The following is a 17,862-nucleotide window of genomic DNA, read 5'->3' as shown; positions in this document are numbered from 1 at the left end:
CGCTGCGTATACTCCGTTGGCGGCAGGGGGCCGCAGCATGGAGCCGGTGTGATCCTCGGATACTCCCGCTTATATCCGCCCGACCCGATCGAGCGCGAACTGCCCGATGCCGCCGCCGCGCTGGCGCTGCTGCAGGAACGGCGTCCCGACATTCCTGCCCGCATTGATGCGATGGTGGCGCGCATCACCGACGGCCGCGGCGCACCGCGCCACCGCGACGCGGCCCTGCTTGGCCTGGCACGCCTGGGCCGACGCCACGGCGGCTTCGGCGACGACCCGCACGACTACCATAACGAAGACCATGTACTCGAGCTGGCCGAACGCCGGCTCACCCGCGTGATCGATGGCCTGGGCCCGAACGGCCTGCCCACCGACGATGCGCTTGCCCTGCTGCTGTTCGCCGCCTGCCACGACCTGCGCCAGCGCGAGACCCGGGACGTACCCGGCCCGATCGGCGGCAACGAAGCCGCCAGCATTGCCGAGACCTTCCGCATCCTCGACACCTGCGGCTTCGACCGCGGCCCCGACCGCGACCTCTACCTCGCGCTCGAACTGATGATCGCCGGCAGCACCTTCGACCCGCGTCCACTGCCCCACCCCGATGCCGAGGACATGGCACGCGTGGCCGGTGGATCGCTGGCCCGCGGCCTGGGCCTGTGGCTCGACGGCGAGCACTCGGAATGGAACGCCGACGCCGGCGCCCACCGCGGTGAACGCCTGGGCCGCCTGGCCGCCGACCTGGACACCGCCAACGTGGGCGAGGAATTTCCCCTGCTGGCCGAAAGCGCCCAGCGTCTTTGCCGCGAGCGCGAGCGCCGCCAGGGCCGCTCGCTGGCCCTGCCCGAGAGCGGCCGGCCCTGCCTGGGCTTCCTCAGCGGCGGCCAGATCACCTACTTCTTCGACCTGCACCGCTTCTGCTCGCGCGAGGGCGAGCGCGTGTTCGGGCCGCGCAAGCTGGTCAATGGCCCGCTGGTGCGGCGGGTCAGCCAGCGGCTCCAGCAGCGCTTCGAGCACCAGCCCCCGGCCAACGGGCAGGCGGTGCTGGATGCCTTCGCGGCCCTCTGCCGCGAAGAGGCCGGCTGAACGCGCCGCGCCCGTCGCCGGTGGACGGGCAAAAAAAGACCGACCCGAAGGTCGGTCACTGCCCCGGAACCCGACGCTGCCGCCGGGCCGAATGAAGGAGAGGAACACGGTGTCTAGGCGTGTCGAGCGCATTGTCCGGGCCCGCGGTGACAGCCCGGTGACAGCACCCCGCCCCCGCCGCGCTAGAATAGGCAGTTCCCCCAAGCGGAAATTCCTTCGGTGAAAGAGCACATTCGCGAACTGGTGGCGCAGTCGCTGCTGGACCTGCGGCGGCACGGCCGCCTGTCCCAGGACCTGCCGACACCCGATTTCGTGATCGAGCGCACCCGGTCGCGCGAGCACGGCGACTACGCCAGCAACATCGCCCTGCTGCTGGCCAAGCCGGCCGGCATGAAGCCGCGCGAGCTGGCCGAGCTGCTGGTGGCCGCCCTGCCCAGCTCCCAGCACGTGGAGAAGGTCTCCATCGCCGGCCCGGGCTTCATCAACTTCACCATCGCCCGCAGCTGCCGCCTGGGCACCGTGCGGCGCGTGTTCGAGTTGGGCAAGGACTACGGCCGCCAGCCCGCCGGCAGCCGCGAATCGGTCACGGTCGAGTTCGTGTCGGCCAATCCCAACGGCCCGCTGCACGTGGGCCACGGCCGCGGCGCCGCCTACGGCGCCAGCGTCGCCAACCTGCTCGATGCCGCCGGCCACACCGTGCAGCGCGAGTACTACGTCAACGACGCCGGCCGCCAGATGGACATCCTGGCGGTGTCGGTGTGGCTGCGCTACCACGAGCTGGGCGGCGTGAACGTGCGCTTCCCGGTCAACGGCTACAAGGGCGACTACGTGGTGGACATCGCCCGTGGCCTGCGCGCGAAGGCCGGCGACTCGCTGCGCCGCAGCGCCATCGAGATCAGCGACGGCCTGCCGCCCGACGAGGGCCAGGGCGAGGCCGGAGACAAGGAGCTGCACGTGGACGGCCTGATCGCCCGCGCCAAGCAGCTGCTCGGCGAGTCCGGCTACCGCAGCGTGTTCGAGGCCGGCCTGACCTGGTGCCTGGGCGACATCCGCGACGACTTGGCCGGCTTCGGCGTGGTGCACGACAATTTCTTCTCCGAACGCTCGCTGGCCACCGACGGCTACGTGCAGCGCGCGATCGACACCCTGCGCGCGAACGGCCACCTGTTCGAGGACCAGGGCGCCACCTGGTTCCGCGCCACCGCCTTTGGCGATGACAAGGACCGGGTGGTGGTGCGCGAGAACGGCGTCACGACCTATTTCGCCTCCGACCTGGGCTACCTGCTGAGCAAGTTCGAGCGCGGCTTCGGCCGGGCGCTGTACATCTTCGGCGCCGACCACCACGGCTACATCGCCCGCCTGAAGGCCGCGGCCCAAGGCCTGGGCCTGGATCCGGCGCGCATCGAGATCCAGCTGGTGCAGTTCGCCATCCTGTTCCGCGGCGGCGAGCGCGTGCAGATGTCCACCCGCGCCGGCAGCTTCGTCACCCTGCGCGAGCTGCGCGAGGAAGTGGGCACCGACGCCGCGCGCTTCTTCTACGTGATGCGCGGCAACGACCAGCACCTGGACTTCGACCTGGACCTGGCCAAGAGCCGCTCCAACGAAAACCCGGTGTATTACATCCAGTACGCGCACGCCCGCGTCAGCTCGCTGTTCCGCCAGCTGGCCGAGAAGCAGCTCAGCTACAACCGCAGCGCCGCCGAGGCCGCCCGCAAGCGCCTGGTGGAGCCGCACGAGGACGAGCTGCTCAATGAGCTGATGCGCTATCCGGAAGTGATCGAGGCCGCGGCCGAGAATCGCGCGCCGCAGGTGCTGTCGAACTACCTGCGTGAACTGGCCGCGGCCTTCCACGCTTTCTACAATGCCCAACCCATCCTCGTGCCCGACGAAGAGCTGCGCAACGCGCGCCTGGGCCTGAGCAAGGCCACCCAGCAGGTCCTGGCCAACGGCCTGGCCCTGCTCGGCGTGTCCGCCCCGGAGACCATGTAATGGCAAGACGTTCCAGCAAGAACCAGGCCCGCCGCAACGGCGGCAGCGGCGTGCCGGGCTGGATCTGGCTGCTGGTGGGCCTGCTCGGCGGCCTGGTGATCGCCGCGGTGCTGCTGCTTCGCGGCCAGTGGGGCGAGGCCGGCAGCCTGCTGCCGCAGCCCAACCCCGAAGCCAAGGCGCCCCAGGCCACCGAGGAACCGGTGGCACAGCAGGCCGCGCCCGAACCCAAGAAGCCCGAGTTCACCTTCTTCGACGAGCTGCGCGAGCGCGAATTTGTCATCCCGGATGCCGAGCTCAACGCCCAGGCCCAGGCCGAGGCCGCCGCGCCGCCGGACGCCACCGTGCCGCCGCAGGCCGACAGCGTTCGCTTCCTGATCCAGGCCGGCGCCTTCCGGTCGTCGTCCGACGCCGACGCGCTGAAGGCACGCATCGCCCTCACCGGCGAAGTCGCCCGGGTCGAGGCGGCCCAGGTCGAGGGCGGTACGCTGTACCGCGTGCGGCTGGGGCCCTACCCCACGGCCGGCGCGCTGGCCGCGGCAAAGGCGGCGCTGGCCAACCACGGCATCGAAGCGGTGGCGATACGCGCACAATAGTCGGCAGCGGCAACGCGGAGGTCAGGGCATGGGCTGGACCGTCGATTTCCTGGAAGACCGCCAGATGGTGCGGGTGGTGGCCGAAGGCGAATTCAGCCGCGCCGACCTGCGCCAGCTCACCCGCGACGCCGTCACCGAAGGCCACCGGCGGCACTGTGCCCGCTTCCTCATCGACCACCGGCTGACCCGGCTGGCGCTGGGCACCGCCGAGATCTTCGACATGCCGCGGCGCGGCGAGGACGCCGGCTTCGGCGCCGACCTCCGCATCGCCATCCTGATCGACCCGGCCTCGGGCTCGCGCGCCGACTTCGAATTCTTCGCCATCCAGTGCGGCAACCTCGGCATCCACTTCCTGCGCCTGTTCTTCGACCTGGATTCGGCGCTGGACTGGCTGGGCCGCGACCGGGTAACCCTGGTGCCTCCGCCACGCTGAGCCGGCGCCCGGCCACGCTTGCCCGCGCCGGCCACGGCTACGCACAATCGTCCCCATGACCGCGCCCCGCGCGGGCCGGGGACCCCGCGATGCTGCATGACTGGTTCGACGCGCTGCCGCTGTGGGCGGTGTACCTGGGCACGGTGGCCCTGTCGATTGGCGCGGTGGAACTGGGCCTGGTCGCGGGCCGGCGCCGGCGCGACCATCACGAACCCGAGGACGGCAGCGCGGTGGGTGCGATGGTGGGCGCCACGCTCGGCCTGCTCGCCTTCATGCTGGCCTTCACCTTCGGCCTGGCCTCGTCGCGCTTCGAGGACCGCAAGGAAATCGTGCTCAACGAGGCCAACGCGATCGGCACCGCCTGGCTGCGCGCCGGCTTGCTGGCCGAGCCCGAGGCGAGCCGCACCCGGGCCCTGCTGCACGACTACGCCCGTGCCCGCATCGACTTCGCCGAGCCGGCCACCCGCGACCGCGGCATCGCCGCCTCCGAACGCCTGCACGTCGACCTGTGGGCGCAGGCCGAGGCCATGAGCCGGCGGGAGGACGACGCGCGCGTGATTGCGCTGTTCGTCGGTGCGATCAACGACGTCATCGACCTGCACGCCACCCGCCTCAACCACGGCGTGCGCAACCGCATTGCCGGCAGCATCTGGTTCGCGCTGTACCTGGTGTCCCTGTTCACGATGGGCGCGGTCGGCTACCAGGCGGGCCTGGCCAAGGGCCGGCGCTCGCCGGTGGTGCTGGTGATGGTGCTGGCCTTCGCGACCGTGCTGCTGCTGATCACCGACCTGGACCGGCCGCAGAAGGGCCTGCTGGTGGTCAGCCAGGCGCCGATGCAGGACCTGCTGCGCTCGATGGACGCCGCGCCGCCGCCAGCGCCGGCGCGCTAGTCGTCCCGCGTCGCCGGCATGCGCTTGAGCAGGATCAGCGCCGAGGTGTCGGAGTCGGCTTCGCCCCGCAGGCTCAGCTGCTCGTAGTCCGCGCGCGCCATGTCCACCACCGGGCTGCGCAGGCCGGCCTCGCGCGCCATCGCCTGCACGATGCCCAGGTCCTTGGCCATGTGGCTGCACTTGAAGCCGGGCGCGAACTGGCCCTGCAGCATCGTCGCGCCGCGCTTGTCCAGGAACCAGTTGCTGGCCGCGCCCGCCATCAGCGTCGGGATCAGCCGCGCCGGATCCAGGCCCAGCCGCTCGCCCAGGGCCAGGCCTTCGCAGACGGCCTCGTTGATGCCGGCCACCAGCACCTGGTTCACCGCCTTGGTCGCCTGGCCGCTGCCGGTGCCGCCCATGTGGGTGATGCGCGCGGCGTAGGCCTCCAGCGCGGGCCGCGCGATTTCCAGGTCGGCGGCATCGCCGCCCACCATCACCGACAGCTTGCCGTTGCGCGCACCCTCCACGCCGCCCGACACCGGCGCGTCGAGGAAGCCGATGCCGCGCGCCGACAGCAGGGCCTGCGCGCTGCGCGCGGCCGCCACCGACACCGTGCTGTGGTCGACCACCACGCTTCCCGGCCGAAGCACCTCGGCCAGGGCGGTCACCTGACCGGCCAGGTCCTCGTCGCGCGGTACGCACAGGGCCACCACGTCGCAGCCCGCAAAGTCGGAATGGGTGGCGGCCGCAAGCACGCCCAGCTGCGCGGCCAGCGCGTCGGCCTTGTTGCGCGTGCGGTTGTCCACCACCGCCAGCAGGCCCTTGGCCGCCAGGTGCCCGGCCATCGGCGCGCCCATCGCGCCCAGTCCGATGAAACCGGCCTTCATGCGTTTTCCTCGTGCAGGTAGGTGTAGCCGGTCAGCCCGGCCTCCAGCGCGGCCAGCATTGCCTCCGCCTCGTCGGCGCCCAGGCCGGCGGCGTCCACCTTGGCGCGGTAGGTCGCGCGCAGTTCGGTCAGGTCGTAGCCGACGTAGTCGAGCATCACGTCGGTGGTGTCGCCGCGCCGCTGGCGCGTCACCGAATAACCGCCGCGCGCGTCGAGCTGCACGTTCGCCGTGTCGGTGTCGCCGAACAGGTTGTGAATGTCGCCCAGGGTCTCCTGGTACGCGCCCACCATGAAGATGCCCAGCCGGTAACTTTCGCCGGCGCGCGGGGAATGCAGCGGCAGCGAGCTGTCCAGCGCCTCGGATTCGACGTAGGTGTCGATGCGGCCATCGGAGTCGCAGGTCAGGTCGGCGATCACGCCGCGGCGGTCGGGCGCCTCGTCCAGGCGCGCGATCGGCACGATCGGAAACACCTGGTCGATCGCCCAGACGTCGGGGATGGATTCGAACACCGAGAAGTTGACGAAATACTTGTCCACCAGGCGCTCGTTGAGCTCGTCGAGCGCGTCGCGGTGGCTGCGCTCCTCGCCGGTCAGCCGCGAACGCACCTCGTGGGCGATGGCGTAGAAGAGGTCGTCGAGCTGCGCGCGCTGGTCCAGCGTGAGCTGGCCCAGCGCGTACAGCGCCTGGCCCTCGGCCAAGTGGTGCTGGGCCTCGTGGTAGAGCTCCAGCGCCGGGCGCTCGCCCAGGGCGGCGTGGGTCTCGCGCAGGTGGCGCACCGCGGCCGGTTCCTGCGGCGTCTCCGGCGGCACCGAGCCTTCCGGCGCGCGCTCGACCTCGGACACGTTCACCACCATCACGGCATGGTGGGCCGTCATCGCGCGGCCGGCTTCAGTCACCATCATCGGCGGCTTCAGGCCATGCTCGGTGCAGGCTTCCGCCAGCGGCTGCAGCAGGGTGTGCGCGTACTGGTCCAGGCCGTAGTTCATCGAGCAGAAGCCGCGCGAGCGGGTTCCCTCGTAGTCCACGCCCAGGCCGCCGCCGGAATCCATGTAGCGGATGTCCAGGCCCATCTTGGTGAGTTCGACGAAGTAGCGCACGGCCTCGCGCATGCCGTTGGCGATGTCGCGCACGTTGGAGATCTGCGAGCCCATGTGGAAATGCAGCAGCTGCAGCGCGTCGAGCATGTCGGCCGCCTTCAGTCGCTCCACCAGGTCCAGCACCTGGCGCGGCGAGAGGCCGAACTTGGCCTTGTCGCCGCCGCTGTTCTGCCACTTGCCGGCGCCCAGCGAGGCCAGGCGCATGCGCACGCCCAGGCCGGGCTTCACGCCCAGCGCGCGGGATTCCTCGATCACCATCGCCAGCTCGGAGGGTTTCTCGATGACGATGAAGGTCTGCAGCCCCAGCTTTCGGCCGATCAGGGCCAGGCGGATGAACTCGCGGTCCTTGTAGCCGTTGCAGATCACCAGGCTGCCCGGCTTGGCCAGGCCCAGCACCGCCATCAGCTCGGGCTTGGAGCCGGCCTCGAGGCCGAAGCCTTCGCCGCCGGCCGAGGCCAGCTCACCGGCGACGCCGCGATGCTGGTTCACCTTGATCGGATAGACGGCGGTGTAGCCGCCGCGGTAGTCGAGCTCGGCAATGGCGCGCGCGAACGCGGCCTGCAGTTTGCCCAGCCGGTTGCCCAGCACGTCGGAGAAGCGAAGCAGCAGCGGCAGCTTCAGGCCGGCGGCGGTGGCCTGGTCCACCACCTCGGGCAGCGACAGCGCCGGGCCGCCGGCGCCGCGTGGCAGCACCACCACGTGGCCGCGGGCGTCCACGTCGAAGTAGCCCTCGCTCCAGTACGGCACGGAGTAGGTGTGGCGGGCGCGGTCTAGGGACCAGGCGGGCATGGGCGTCGTTCCGGAGGCGGGGGAGGCGCGCATTGTAGCGCCCGGGGGTGGCGGGTCGAGGCAGGGCCGCCCGGGAGCGGGCGCGCCAGGGGAAACCTTGGTGAAAAGCGCGATCCGCTACAATGCGGCCTCGTCTACGAACCTATCTGGAAAAATGATGACTTCCTCTTCATCGACGTGGCTGCACGAAAACTTCGAGCACACCGGCTCGGCCTTCGGCCTGCGCATGGTCCGCAAGCTTGAGGAGGTGCAGTCGCCCTTCCAGAAGATCGAGATGTACGAGAGCACCGACTGGGGCAACGTCATGCTGATCGACGGCGCCATGATGGTGACCACCCGCGACAATTTCTTCTACCACGAGATGATGGCGCATGCGCCGCTGTTCACCCACGCCGATCCGAAGGACGTGGTGATCATCGGCGGCGGCGACTGCGGCACCCTGCGCGAGGTGCTGCGCCACCCCGGCGTGCGCACCGCCGTGCAGTGCGACATCGACGAGCAGGTGACGCGCATGGCCGAGAAGTATTTCCCGGAACTGTGCGAATCCAACGGCGACCCGCGCGCCACGGTGATGTTCGACGACGGCATCGCCTACATGAAGAACGCGGCGCCCGGCTCGATCGACGTGATCATCGTGGATTCGACCGACCCGGTGGGTCCGGCCGAAGGCCTGTTCAACCGCGCCTTCTACGAGACCTGCCTGGCCGCGCTGCGTCCCGGCGGCCTGCTGGTGCAGCAGAGCGAATCGCCGCTGGCCCTGATGCAGCTGATCCTGGACATGCGCGCGGCCATGACCGATGCCGGCTTCGTCAATTTCCGTACCCTGCCCTTCCCGCAGCCGTGCTACCCCACGGGCTGGTGGAGCTGCACCATCGCCTCGAAGGAAAAGCGTGACCTCACGCAGTTCCGCAGGGCCGACGCCGCGGCGAAATCCTTCGACACCCAGTACTACACCGCCGACGTGCACCAGGGCGCGCTGGCCATGCCGCCGATGATGCAGCGCGCGCTCGGCGACTGACGCGCGGCGGGTGCAAGGCGCCAAAAGGAAGGCCCCGCATCGCGGGGCCTTCCGGTTTTCGGTGGCGCGCTGGCCTCAGCGCACGACGAACTCGCGGGTCTGCACCACGTTGCCATCCAGCGCCACGCTCAGCGTGTAGTTCCCCGACGGCCAGCCATCGGGCTTGCTGATCTGGAAGTTGGTGACGCCGGGGCCGATGAAGGTGAAGTATTTCTCTTCCTCGTTCACCACCTGGCCGTCCTGGTAGGTCCACTTGGCCAGCAGCTTGCCGCTGACCGAGGCGGTGGGGTCGGTGGTGTTGGTGGACACCGAGGCGACGATGGTGTCGGTGGGCGCGAAATTGGTGCTTTCGAAGCCCACGCGGCCGTCGGCACCGGGCGTGCCCAGCTGCAGCTGCGTGACGGAGGCGGTGGCGGCGACCGACGGCGAAGGTGCGGGCGCCGGGGCGGGCGCGGGCGCCACTTCGGTGCTGGGGGCCGGGGCGGGGGGCTCGTCTTTCTTGCAGGCCACCAGGGCCAGGGATACCGCCACGGCCAGCACGGCGAAGCTCAGGGACTTGGCATTCATCGGAATTCCTTGAAAGGGGACAGGGGCGTCATTCGGCCGGGGCATCCGCTGCGGGAATCCGCAGCACCTGGCCCGGACGGATGCGGTCGGGATCACTCAGCTGGTCGCGGTTGGCGGCGAAGATGTCGGGCCACTTGCTGGCCTTGCCGTAGAAGCGCTTGGCGATGTGCGACAGGGTGTCGCCCTTTTCAACGGTGTACTGCTGGTCGAGCGTGCCGCCGCCACCGCCGCCTTCCAGCGGCTGCTCGGTGGACGTGACGCTGGACTGCACGTTGCTGAAATCCGCGCGCGGCGCTTCGGTGCTGGTGACCTTGGCCTGGACGTTGGAAAAATCGGCTTTCTTGGGGGGTGTGGTCATGGGCTTCTCCCGGACTCAGGGGTCCGGCCTCCACCATAGCCCCCTGCGTGGCCTCTTTGCTTAACGGTTCGCTGAACTCCGGGTTCGGGACCTGCGGGTGGTTCCCGCCCGGAAACAGAAAGGCCCCGCCTGCGCGGGGCCTTCCCGGGACGCCCGCAAGCTCAGAGCGCGTCGCCGTCCAGCTCGCCGGTGCGGATGCGCAGGACTTTCTCGAGCTCGTAGACGAAGATCTTGCCGTCGCCGATCTTGCCGGTGTTGGCCGCCGACTGAATGGCTTCGACCACGCGGTCGACCTGGTCGGAGGTGACCGCCACTTCCAGCTTGATCTTGGGCAGGAAGTCGACCACGTACTCGGCGCCGCGGTAGAGCTCGGTGTGGCCCTTCTGGCGGCCGAAGCCCTTGACCTCGGTCACCGTGACGCCGGTGACGCCGACCTCGCTGAGCGCCTCGCGGACGTCGTCGAGCTTGAATGGCTTGATGATGGCCATGACCATTTTCATGTGTGAGCTCCCGATGCCTTAGAGGTTGTAGCCGCGTTCGTTGTGCAGGGCGATGTCGAGGCCTTCACTCTCGGCCTCCTCGCTGACCCGCAGGCCGATCGTCCACTGGATGGCCTTGAGTATGACAAGCGTGGCCACGGCGGTGTAGAGGATGGTGAAACCCACGCCCTTGGCCTGGATCCACACCTGGGCGCCGATGTCGGTGACCGTGCCGAAGCCGCCCAGGGCCGGCGCCGCGAACACGCCGGTGAGGATGGCGCCGACGATGCCGCCGACTGCATGCACGCCGAACACGTCCAGCGAATCGTCGTAGCCCAGCGAGCGCTTGATGCTGGTGGAGAACACGAAGCACACCAGGCCCGCCGAGGCGCCTATGGCCAGGGCGCCCATCGGCCCGGCGGTGCCCGAGGCCGGGGTGATCGCCACCAGGCCCGCCACCGCGCCCGAGACGATACCCAGCACGCTGGCCTTCTTGTGGATGATCCACTCGGCGAACATCCAGCTCAGCGCCGCCGCCGCGGTGGCCACCTGGGTGACCAGCATGGCCATGCCCGCGGTGCCGTTGGCCGCCACTGCCGAGCCGGCGTTGAAGCCGAACCAGCCCACCCACAGCAGGCTGGCGCCGATCACGGTGTAGCCCAGGTTGTGCGGCGGCATCGCCACCGTCGGGTAGCCCTTGCGCTTGCCCAGCACCAGGGCCGCCACCAGGCCGGCGATGCCGGCATTGATGTGCACCACGGTGCCGCCGGCGAAGTCGAGTACGCCCCAGTCCCACATCAGGCCGCCGTCGCCGCTCCAGACCATGTGCGCGATCGGCGCATAGACCAGGGTGAACCACAGGGTCATGAAGACGAGCAAGGCGGAGAACTTCATCCGCTCGGCAAAAGCACCGACGATCAGGGCCGGTGTGATGATGGCGAAGGTCATCTGGAAGGTGACGAAGACGCTTTCCGGCACCGCGTACGACAGGCTGTCGGTGCCCAGCCCGGCCAGCCAGGCCTTGCCGAAGCCGCCGACGAAGGAGTTGAAGTTGACCACTCCCTTTTCCATGCCGGTGGTGTCGAACACCAGGCTGTAGCCGTAGGCCACCCAGAGCACCGTGATCAGGGCGGTGATCGCGAAGCACTGGATCAGCACCGACAGCACGTTCTTGGACCGGACCATGCCGGCATAGAACAGGGCCAGGCCGGGGATGGTCATCATCAGGACCAGCAGGGTGGCGACGATCATCCAGGCGGTGTCGCCGGTGTTGAGCACGGGTGGGGCGGCCAGGGCGGGCAGCGGCGCGAGCAGTGCGAGGGCGCCGGATCGGCGCAGGAACTTTGCGGAAACCATACGGGACTGCCTCCAGACGCTGAGGGAAGGGATACTCGGGGGAGAGCACCTGAACCATCGCCCACACATGACGGATTGATTGCTCATCCAAGTCGTGGTCTATTTGTGGGCCCGAGCCGGGACTCCGCTGCCGCGGACCTCTCCTACCCCCGGCCCCGCGCGTTTCCTACGCCCCCCCGCCCCGGTCGCGATGCATGCTGGCGGCACCCCACGGAGCCCACGCCATGATCGACCTCAAGAACCTCGACGACCTCGCCCGCAAGCTCAGCGACCTCGTGCCGCCCGGCCTCAAGGACGCGCGCGCCGACCTGGAGCAGAACTTCAAGGCGACGCTGCAGGCGGGGCTGGGCAAGCTCGACCTGGTCACGCGCGAGGAGTTCGAAGTGCAGCGTGCGGTGCTGTTGCGCACGCGCGAAAAACTCGACGCGCTCGAGCGCACGCTGACCGTGCTCGAGGCGCGGCTCGCGCAGCCCGGCGACAGCAAGAACTAAGTCGGCGTTTCCCGCTCCCCATGAACCTGGCGCTGGCGCACAGCCGCGCCCGGGCCGGCGTGGTCGCGCCTGCGGTCCGGGTCGAGGTGCATCTGGGCGGTGGCCTGCCCAACTTCACCCTGGTCGGGCTGCCGGCGGCAGCCGTGCGCGAAAGCCGCGAGCGCGTGCGCTCGGCGATCCAGAACGCGCAGTTCGAGTTCCCGCAGCGCCGCATCACGGTGAACCTGGCGCCCGCCGACCTGCCCAAGGACGGCGGCCGCTATGACCTGGCGATCGCGCTGGCCATCCTGGCCGCCAGCGGCCAGATCCCGGTGCACGCACTCGCCGACCTTGAAGTACTGGGAGAACTGGCGCTCACCGGCGAACTCAAGCCGGTGGACGGCGTGCTGCCCGCGGCGATGGCGGCGGCGGCCGAGGGCCGCCTGCTGATCCTGCCGGCCGGCAACGGGCCCGAGGCCGCGCTGGCTCAGGGCGTGCACGCGCGCACGGCGCGCACGCTGCCGGAGGTCTGCGCACACCTGCAGGGCCTCAGGTCGCTCCCGCTGGCGGAACCGCCGGCCCCGGACAGCGGGCTGGGGCGGCAGTATCCCGACCTGGGCGACGTGCGCGGACAGGCCGGCGCGCGTCGCGTGCTGGAAATCGCGGCGGCCGGCGGGCACCACCTGCTTTTCATCGGACCACCGGGCTGTGGCAAGACCCTGCTGGCCTCGCGCCTGCCCGGCCTGCTGCCGGACGCCAGCGAGGCCGAAGCGCTGGAGACCGCGGCCGTGCATTCGGTCAGCGGCCGCGGCATCGACCTGGCGCACTGGCGGCAACGGCCCTATCGCGCCCCGCACCATCTCTCGAGTTCGGTGGCCATGGCCGGCGGCGGACCCAATCCGCGCCCCGGCGAGATCTCGCTGGCCCATCACGGCGTGCTGTTCCTCGACGAGCTTGGCGAATGGAGCCGGCACACGCTGGAAGTGCTGCGCCAGCCGCTGGAGTCGGGCGTGGTCACGGTGTCGCGCGCGGCCCGGCAGGCGCAGTTTCCCGCGCGCTTCCAGCTGGTGGCGGCGATGAACCCCTGCCCCTGCGGCTGGGCCGGCGATCCGTCCGGACGCTGCGCCTGCAGCGCGGAGTCGGTGCTGCGCTATCGCAGCAAGCTCTCGGGCCCGCTGATGGACCGCATCGACCTGCAGCTGGCGGTGCCGCGCATGCCGCCCGAGCACCTGCGTCCCGAGGCGCCGCGCGGCGAGTCCACCGCGCAGGTGCGCACGCGCGTGCTGGCCGCGCGCGATCGCCAGCGGGCGCGCGCCGGCGCGCTCAATGCGCACTTCACGCAGGCCCAGACCGAGCAGCATTGCCGCCTGGCGCCGGCCGACCAGTCGCTGCTGGAACAGGCCATGGCGCGGCTGCAGCTTTCGGCCCGGGCCATGCACCGCATCCTGCGCGTCGCCCGCAGCATCGCCGACCTGGAGGCCAGCGACGACATCGCCACCGCGCACCTGGCCGAAGCCATCGGCTATCGCCTGCTGGACCGGGGGCTGCCGGGCGCGGGGTGAGTGCACGCGCGGGCCAGCGCGCGCGGGTCCGGCTCAGTCCGGATGCGCAGGCGTCACCGGCACCACGGAGTCGAGTTCCATCGTGGTGATGCGGTCCGAGCGCGGCCCGAAACCGACCAGCGCAATCGGCCCTTCGCGCAGGGGCGGCAGGTCGAGCGCGGTCTCCACCGCCCGGTCATTGATCGCCGCGGTCACGAAGCAGCCCAGGCCCAGCTCGGTCGCCGAGAGGTACATCGTCTGCGACAGGTGCCCCACGTCCAGATGCAGCACGCGCCAGGCCTTGGTGTGCCGGCGGTACTTCCAGAACAGGCGATCGAAGCGCGCCGTCATCACCACCATCACCGGCACGTTGTTGAACCAGTCCTGCCCGGCCACGAAACGATGCGCCCAGTCCGCGGCTTCGGCCGCGGAGCACAAGCGCATCGGCTCGAGCGAATGCTCCATCGCCAGGTAGTGGTAAAGGCCCGGCGCCAGGCCTTCCACGCGCTGCACCAGCACATAGGCTTCCACCGCATGCAGTCCGCCGCCGGCGGGGCTGGTCTTCTTCACGGCCACCGCGCCCGGCGCCAGCTCGCGGGTGCCGACCGCGCCCCAGACCCGCCGCATCATCGTGGCGAATGCCTCGCGCCCCAGCACCGCGTCGCCGTCGAAGTTGCGGCAGGTGCGGCGCGCCGCCAGCAGCACGTCGAAGTCGCTGTGGCGCGGCGCGGACAAGGGCACCGGCGTCTGCGCCGGGACACGCCGGTGGTCGGCCGCGGGCGCGGGTCCGAACGCGTCCACCATCTGCTGGCTGCTCAGCATCAGCCCGCTTTCGTTGCGGGCCTGGATATCCACGTCGCCCCAGCCGCCATGGGCATGGGCGATCAGGGCCGGTGGCCACCAGGCCACGTCCCTGGCGCCCTGGTCGCGGGAGCGCCAGTCCGCGTGCGCCTCGCCGTCATTGACCAGCAGTCCCCGCGCGAGCAGTTCGTCCACCACCTCGCCCTGCGCAGCCATCGCCTCACGCGTGACCCACGTGTCCCTGGGCACGGCCTGCAGCACCGCGAGGTGCTCAAGGCTCACCTCGACCGGGGCGGTCAGGTGCGCCGCATAGGCCAGCCAACGCGCCGACCGCACCAGTCCGTCCCCGCCCGACAGCAGGCTCGCCACGTCGAACCGGGCCTCCTGGTCGAGCTCGACCAGCAGGTGATGGCAGCGGCGCAGGCGCATGGGGTGGTCCGGCAGGGAGCGGACCGTGACAGTGCCAGTGCGCCGGTTTATCTTGCAAGCGCGCCAGCCTCGATCCGAAGCGGCCGCGCACCCGGGGCAAACCTCCGGTCACGCCCGGCCCTTGCGCTGGTCCTTGTGTCACTTCGCGTCACCACCATCAGGGGAAGAAGCATGCCGTTCCAACTTTCCGAAGACACCACCGACAAGCTGCTCGACAAGCTCTCCAGCGACGACAAGTTCCGCGACCTGTTCCAGAAGGATCCGCGCCAGGCCCTGGCGACGGTCGGTCACAAGGAGGCGGCGGACAAGTCCGTCGAGGAAGGCCCGTGGATGTGCATGACCGTCGGCGAACTGGCCAGCAAGGAAGCCATCAAGGCCAGCCGTGACGTGCTGCGCACCCAGTTGGCCTCGAGCAAGGTCGCGTACCAGCCGATCGCACTGGAAGCCAGCAAGCGCTGATCAGCGCGGGGGCACCTTCCGGGCTGCCAGCGCGCGCGCTTCGTCGCGCGGCCAGGCAGCGCGGAAGGCCGCCTCGGCCTCCTCCGCCTGGCTGGCCTGGCCCAGCTCGCGGGCATAGGCGGCAGATGCGCCGAGCGCCAGATTGCTCTCGGCCAGATTGGCGGGCTTGAGCATGCCCATTCCGTCGAATTCGCCATAGGCCCGACCGCGATTGGACGCCAGCCATTGGGCCAGCACCAGCGCCTGTGTCCACTCCCGGCTACCGGCGCGTGCGCGCATCAGCACCGCCCGCTCCAGATACAGTCCCTCGCCCTTGCCCACCGGGCCGTCCAGCAGCGCCACGGCGCTTTCCGGCCGCCCTTCCGCCAGGGCCACCTCGGCACGCGCGATGCGCAGCATGGACACGTTGGCCGGATAAGCCGCCAGCAAGGGGTGGGCTTGAACGCTTTCAATCAACCGGACCGCCGTCCGGGTGTCGCCAAGGCGCGCGGACATCCAGGCCGAGGCGAGGATCTGCAGCACCACGTGCCTTTGCTCCAGGGCGTCGGCCTGGGCGAGCCGCTCGCCGCGGGCGGCGGCAAAGGCCAACAGGTCGTCCGCGAAGGCGGCGTCCGGCTGATAGCTGCGGACCATCAGCCCGGCGCCCAGCTGGCTGCTCAGGGTCAGGTCGTTCACGCCCTGGTCTTTTGCGTCGCGCACCAGTTCCCGGGCACGCGCCTCGGCCAGCGCGAACTCGCCCTGGTCGATCGCCAGGCTGATGCCGAACCGGCGCGACTCGAGGTCGGCCACCGCGGTGTCGAACTGTGCCTGCGTGCCCGCGGTGCGCGTGGCCAGGTCGAAGCGTCGCTGCGCCGCGTAGACGCCGATGAAGTCCACCTTGGAACCGGCCACACCCAGGGACTCGGCCTGCTCGAACGACGCGATGGCCTGGTCATAGCGGTTGAGCGACATCTGCACCGCGGCCTGCAGGTAATAAAGCGAGCCCAGGCGCGGATTCCGCTGGACCAGGCCCGCCTGCATCATTTCCAGGGCTTCGGCCGGGCGCAACAGGTCGAGGTAGGCGAAGAAGGCATAGTTGTAATAGGCGCGGTATTCGTCCGGATACAGCTCCGACAGCAGCTTGAACTTCTCCACCGCGCGCTGGGGGTTGTTGAGCGTGGCCTCGGCGCCCTCCAGGAAGATGAGCTCGCGCTGCGTGAGGTGGTCGCGATTCTCCAGGGCCCGGTCCAGGTACCGCCGCGTGAGCGCCGCGTCGTTCTCGGAGTAGTGCAGGAAGGCCAGGTTCAGGTGCGCCATCGCAAAGGCCGGGTCGAGCCGGATCGCCTCTTCGAACAGGGGTCGGGCATCGGCAAGCCGGGACTCATAGCGCGCCTTCAGGCCCAGCGAATACGCGCGCAGTGCCTCCAGGTTGGAGGTTGTCACCGTTTCCAGCGGACGGTGGCTGGATTCCACGCGATCCAGGGCTTCGCCCAGCCGGCCACGCACCTTGGTCAGGGCGTCGTCCAGGGCCGGCAGCACTTCGCCCGCGTCGCTGCCGTCCGCGCTGTCGCTGTAGACCGTCACGCCGCTGTTGGGGTCGATAACTTCCAGGCTCACCCGCACCACGCCGCCCACCTCGGCCACCGTCGGCAGGATCACGGCCTTGGCGCCCTCGCGCAGGGCCAGTTCGGTGGCCAGCTGGCGATCCACGGGCTGGCCCTGGCGCTGCATGCGCTCCAGCGCCCGGTCGATCTGCAGCTGGGATACCAGGTTGATGTGGCGCGACTGCTCCAGCCCCACGCGCAGCGCAGTGTCGAGCGAATCGTCGAAGAGTTTTTCGTCGGTGCGGTTCTGCAGGTCGGCCACCACCACCCAGTCGCGCTCGGCGAAGGCGATGGCGGGCGGGCTGCGCACGCTGCTCCAGAACAGGGCCAGCCCCAGCGCGCCGATCAGCAGCACCTCCAGGGCCAGCATCGGCGGACGGCGCCAGACTGGCACCTCGCGCCAGGCCTTGGCGCCCGACTCCGGCGCGCGCAGCGGCGACAGGCCGGGCTCGCCCACTTCGTGCACCAGCATCGGCGCCGGCACGCCCTTGAAGTTGTAGCGGCCGTGCATGAGCCAGCGCAGGTTGTGGCTGGCCTCGCCCAGTTCGCCGACGGCGCGGTGGCACAGGTTCTGCGCCATGCCCGACATCAGGATCTGGCCCGGCAGCGCCAGGTTCATCAGGCGCGCGGCCACCGGCTTGGCCAGGCCCTCGACCTCGAAGGCCTTGGCGCCGGTCAGCACGTCCTTGGGGTCGTTGGCCCAGGTCATCACGTCGCCGACGTGGATGCCGATGCGCGCCTTCAGGTCCAGGCCTTCCACCGCGCCGATCTCGCGCAGGCCGCGCTGGTAGCGCAGGGCGAAATCCAGGGCTTGGATCGGCCGCTCGAACAGCGCCAGCACGCCGTCTGCCTTGTCGATCAGCTGGCCGTGGCACAGGCCCAGCGCCTGACGCAGCAGCTGGTCGTGCTGCTTCATCAGCGCCACCGCACGCATGTCGCCCATGCGCTCGACCAGCGCCGTGGACTCGACGATGTCGCACAGCAGCACCGTGCGCAGCACCGGGGTGACCGGTGCCGACGACGGGGCGTGCGTGCTGCGCGGTTCAGTCGCGTCCATTCAG

At 70.2% G+C, this 17,862-nt stretch carries 17 protein-coding genes; 9 read left to right on the top strand and 8 right to left on the bottom strand.

Annotation, left to right across the window (positions count from 1 at the left end; genetic code table 11):
- Positions 1–48: 48 nt before the first annotated feature.
- From ACOQFR_RS01440 to ACOQFR_RS01420, 5 genes are all read left to right on the top strand, one after another.
- On the top strand, positions 49–1,083 hold the full coding sequence (locus ACOQFR_RS01440) for a hypothetical protein (RefSeq protein WP_421377790.1): 1,035 nt from the start codon (positions 49–51) through the stop codon (positions 1,081–1,083).
- A 219-nt stretch (positions 1,084–1,302) separates the two neighbouring features.
- The gene (gene argS, locus ACOQFR_RS01435) at positions 1,303–3,072 is read left to right on the top strand and encodes an arginine--tRNA ligase (RefSeq protein ID WP_421377789.1); all 1,770 of its coding nucleotides are present in this window, start codon (positions 1,303–1,305) and stop codon (positions 3,070–3,072) included.
- Positions 3,072–3,665 carry an SPOR domain-containing protein gene (locus ACOQFR_RS01430; RefSeq protein WP_421377787.1) on the top strand — a complete coding sequence of 198 codons (594 nt, stop codon included), beginning with the start codon at positions 3,072–3,074 and terminating at the stop codon, positions 3,663–3,665. The genes argS and ACOQFR_RS01430 overlap by 1 nt, the downstream gene beginning before the upstream one ends.
- A gap of 28 nt (positions 3,666–3,693) precedes the next feature.
- Positions 3,694–4,098, top strand: a complete 405-nt coding sequence (locus ACOQFR_RS01425; protein ID WP_421377786.1) for a hypothetical protein — start codon at positions 3,694–3,696, stop codon at positions 4,096–4,098.
- 89 nt (positions 4,099–4,187) lie between these two features.
- On the top strand, positions 4,188–4,988 hold the full coding sequence (locus tag ACOQFR_RS01420) for a hypothetical protein (RefSeq protein WP_421377785.1): 801 nt from the start codon (positions 4,188–4,190) through the stop codon (positions 4,986–4,988).
- On the opposite strand, the gene ACOQFR_RS01415 is transcribed toward ACOQFR_RS01420, so the two are convergent.
- Both ACOQFR_RS01415 and speA read right to left on the bottom strand, forming a co-directional pair.
- Entirely contained in the window at positions 4,985–5,854 is an 870-nt protein-coding gene (locus ACOQFR_RS01415) for an NAD(P)-dependent oxidoreductase (RefSeq protein ID WP_421377783.1), read from the bottom strand. The genes ACOQFR_RS01420 and ACOQFR_RS01415 overlap by 4 nt on opposite strands.
- A complete protein-coding gene (gene speA / locus ACOQFR_RS01410) occupies positions 5,851–7,740 on the bottom strand; it encodes an arginine decarboxylase (RefSeq protein ID WP_421377782.1) in 1,890 nt (629 codons plus the stop codon). The genes ACOQFR_RS01415 and speA overlap by 4 nt, the downstream gene beginning before the upstream one ends.
- A gap of 157 nt (positions 7,741–7,897) precedes the next feature.
- Between speA and speE the strand changes: the two genes are divergently transcribed.
- On the top strand, positions 7,898–8,758 hold the full coding sequence (speE, locus tag ACOQFR_RS01405) for a polyamine aminopropyltransferase (RefSeq protein WP_421377781.1): 861 nt from the start codon (positions 7,898–7,900) through the stop codon (positions 8,756–8,758).
- Between the two features lie 75 nt (positions 8,759–8,833).
- On the opposite strand, the gene ACOQFR_RS01400 is transcribed toward speE, so the two are convergent.
- The 4 genes from ACOQFR_RS01400 to ACOQFR_RS01385 form a co-directional block, all read right to left on the bottom strand.
- On the bottom strand, positions 8,834–9,325 hold the full coding sequence (locus ACOQFR_RS01400; protein WP_421377780.1) for a hypothetical protein: 492 nt from the start codon (positions 9,323–9,325) through the stop codon (positions 8,834–8,836).
- 28 nt (positions 9,326–9,353) lie between these two features.
- On the bottom strand, positions 9,354–9,683 hold the full coding sequence (locus ACOQFR_RS01395; RefSeq protein ID WP_421377779.1) for a LysM peptidoglycan-binding domain-containing protein: 330 nt from the start codon (positions 9,681–9,683) through the stop codon (positions 9,354–9,356).
- Between the two features lie 161 nt (positions 9,684–9,844).
- Positions 9,845–10,183, bottom strand: coding sequence for a P-II family nitrogen regulator (glnK, locus tag ACOQFR_RS01390; RefSeq protein WP_421377778.1), 339 nt, complete (start codon positions 10,181–10,183; stop codon positions 9,845–9,847).
- An 18-nt stretch (positions 10,184–10,201) separates the two neighbouring features.
- On the bottom strand, positions 10,202–11,518 hold the full coding sequence (locus ACOQFR_RS01385; protein WP_421377777.1) for an ammonium transporter: 1,317 nt from the start codon (positions 11,516–11,518) through the stop codon (positions 10,202–10,204).
- Between the two features lie 224 nt (positions 11,519–11,742).
- On the opposite strand from ACOQFR_RS01385, the gene ubiK reads away from it, so the two are divergent.
- Both ubiK and ACOQFR_RS01375 read left to right on the top strand, forming a co-directional pair.
- Positions 11,743–12,009: a ubiquinone biosynthesis accessory factor UbiK gene (ubiK, locus tag ACOQFR_RS01380; RefSeq protein ID WP_421377776.1), complete on the top strand. Its 267-nt coding sequence runs from the start codon at positions 11,743–11,745 to the stop codon at positions 12,007–12,009.
- A 20-nt stretch (positions 12,010–12,029) separates the two neighbouring features.
- Complete coding sequence (locus tag ACOQFR_RS01375; RefSeq protein ID WP_421377775.1) at positions 12,030–13,550, top strand: YifB family Mg chelatase-like AAA ATPase; 1,521 nt, start codon at positions 12,030–12,032, stop codon at positions 13,548–13,550.
- A gap of 33 nt (positions 13,551–13,583) precedes the next feature.
- On the opposite strand, the gene ACOQFR_RS01370 is transcribed toward ACOQFR_RS01375, so the two are convergent.
- The gene (locus tag ACOQFR_RS01370; RefSeq protein WP_421377773.1) at positions 13,584–14,759 is read right to left on the bottom strand and encodes a putative peptide maturation dehydrogenase; all 1,176 of its coding nucleotides are present in this window, start codon (positions 14,757–14,759) and stop codon (positions 13,584–13,586) included.
- 171 nt (positions 14,760–14,930) lie between these two features.
- Between ACOQFR_RS01370 and ACOQFR_RS01365 the strand changes: the two genes are divergently transcribed.
- A complete protein-coding gene (locus tag ACOQFR_RS01365; RefSeq protein WP_421377771.1) occupies positions 14,931–15,218 on the top strand; it encodes an NHLP-related RiPP peptide in 288 nt (95 codons plus the stop codon).
- Here ACOQFR_RS01365 and ACOQFR_RS01360 read toward each other — a convergent pair whose 3' ends face one another.
- A complete protein-coding gene (locus ACOQFR_RS01360) occupies positions 15,219–17,858 on the bottom strand; it encodes a putative peptide modification system cyclase (RefSeq protein WP_421377769.1) in 2,640 nt (879 codons plus the stop codon). It abuts the gene before it with no gap.
- Positions 17,859–17,862 lie beyond the last annotated feature (4 nt).

The sequence above is a fragment of the Arenimonas sp. MALMAid1274 genome (assembly GCF_049195245.1).
Taxonomy (GTDB): domain Bacteria; phylum Pseudomonadota; class Gammaproteobacteria; order Xanthomonadales; family Xanthomonadaceae; genus Arenimonas.
Note: the sequence above shows the minus strand (reverse complement) of the source record. Positions and strands in the feature narration are given on the sequence as shown.

Bases quoted from the DNA above. Each gene is read 5' to 3' on its own strand.
- ACOQFR_RS01430 (WP_421377787.1), top strand. From the start codon at position 3,072: ATGGCAAGACGTTCCAGCAAGAACCAGGCCCGCCGCAACGGCGGCAGC.
- ACOQFR_RS01425 (WP_421377786.1), top strand. From the start codon at position 3,694: ATGGGCTGGACCGTCGATTTCCTGGAAGACCGCCAGATGGTGCGGGTG.
- ACOQFR_RS01420 (WP_421377785.1), top strand. From the start codon at position 4,188: ATGCTGCATGACTGGTTCGACGCGCTGCCGCTGTGGGCGGTGTACCTG.
- ACOQFR_RS01415 (WP_421377783.1), bottom strand. From the start codon at position 5,854: ATGAAGGCCGGTTTCATCGGACTGGGCGCGATGGGCGCGCCGATGGCC.
- speA (WP_421377782.1), bottom strand. From the start codon at position 7,740: ATGCCCGCCTGGTCCCTAGACCGCGCCCGCCACACCTACTCCGTGCCG.
- speE (WP_421377781.1), top strand. From the start codon at position 7,898: ATGACTTCCTCTTCATCGACGTGGCTGCACGAAAACTTCGAGCACACC.
- ACOQFR_RS01400 (WP_421377780.1), bottom strand. From the start codon at position 9,325: ATGAATGCCAAGTCCCTGAGCTTCGCCGTGCTGGCCGTGGCGGTATCC.
- ACOQFR_RS01395 (WP_421377779.1), bottom strand. From the start codon at position 9,683: ATGACCACACCCCCCAAGAAAGCCGATTTTTCCAACGTCCAGGCCAAG.
- glnK (WP_421377778.1), bottom strand. From the start codon at position 10,183: ATGAAAATGGTCATGGCCATCATCAAGCCATTCAAGCTCGACGACGTC.
- ACOQFR_RS01385 (WP_421377777.1), bottom strand. From the start codon at position 11,518: ATGGTTTCCGCAAAGTTCCTGCGCCGATCCGGCGCCCTCGCACTGCTC.
- ubiK (WP_421377776.1), top strand. From the start codon at position 11,743: ATGATCGACCTCAAGAACCTCGACGACCTCGCCCGCAAGCTCAGCGAC.
- ACOQFR_RS01375 (WP_421377775.1), top strand. From the start codon at position 12,030: ATGAACCTGGCGCTGGCGCACAGCCGCGCCCGGGCCGGCGTGGTCGCG.
- ACOQFR_RS01370 (WP_421377773.1), bottom strand. From the start codon at position 14,759: ATGCGCCTGCGCCGCTGCCATCACCTGCTGGTCGAGCTCGACCAGGAG.
- ACOQFR_RS01365 (WP_421377771.1), top strand. From the start codon at position 14,931: ATGCCGTTCCAACTTTCCGAAGACACCACCGACAAGCTGCTCGACAAG.
- ACOQFR_RS01360 (WP_421377769.1), bottom strand. From the start codon at position 17,858: ATGGACGCGACTGAACCGCGCAGCACGCACGCCCCGTCGTCGGCACCG.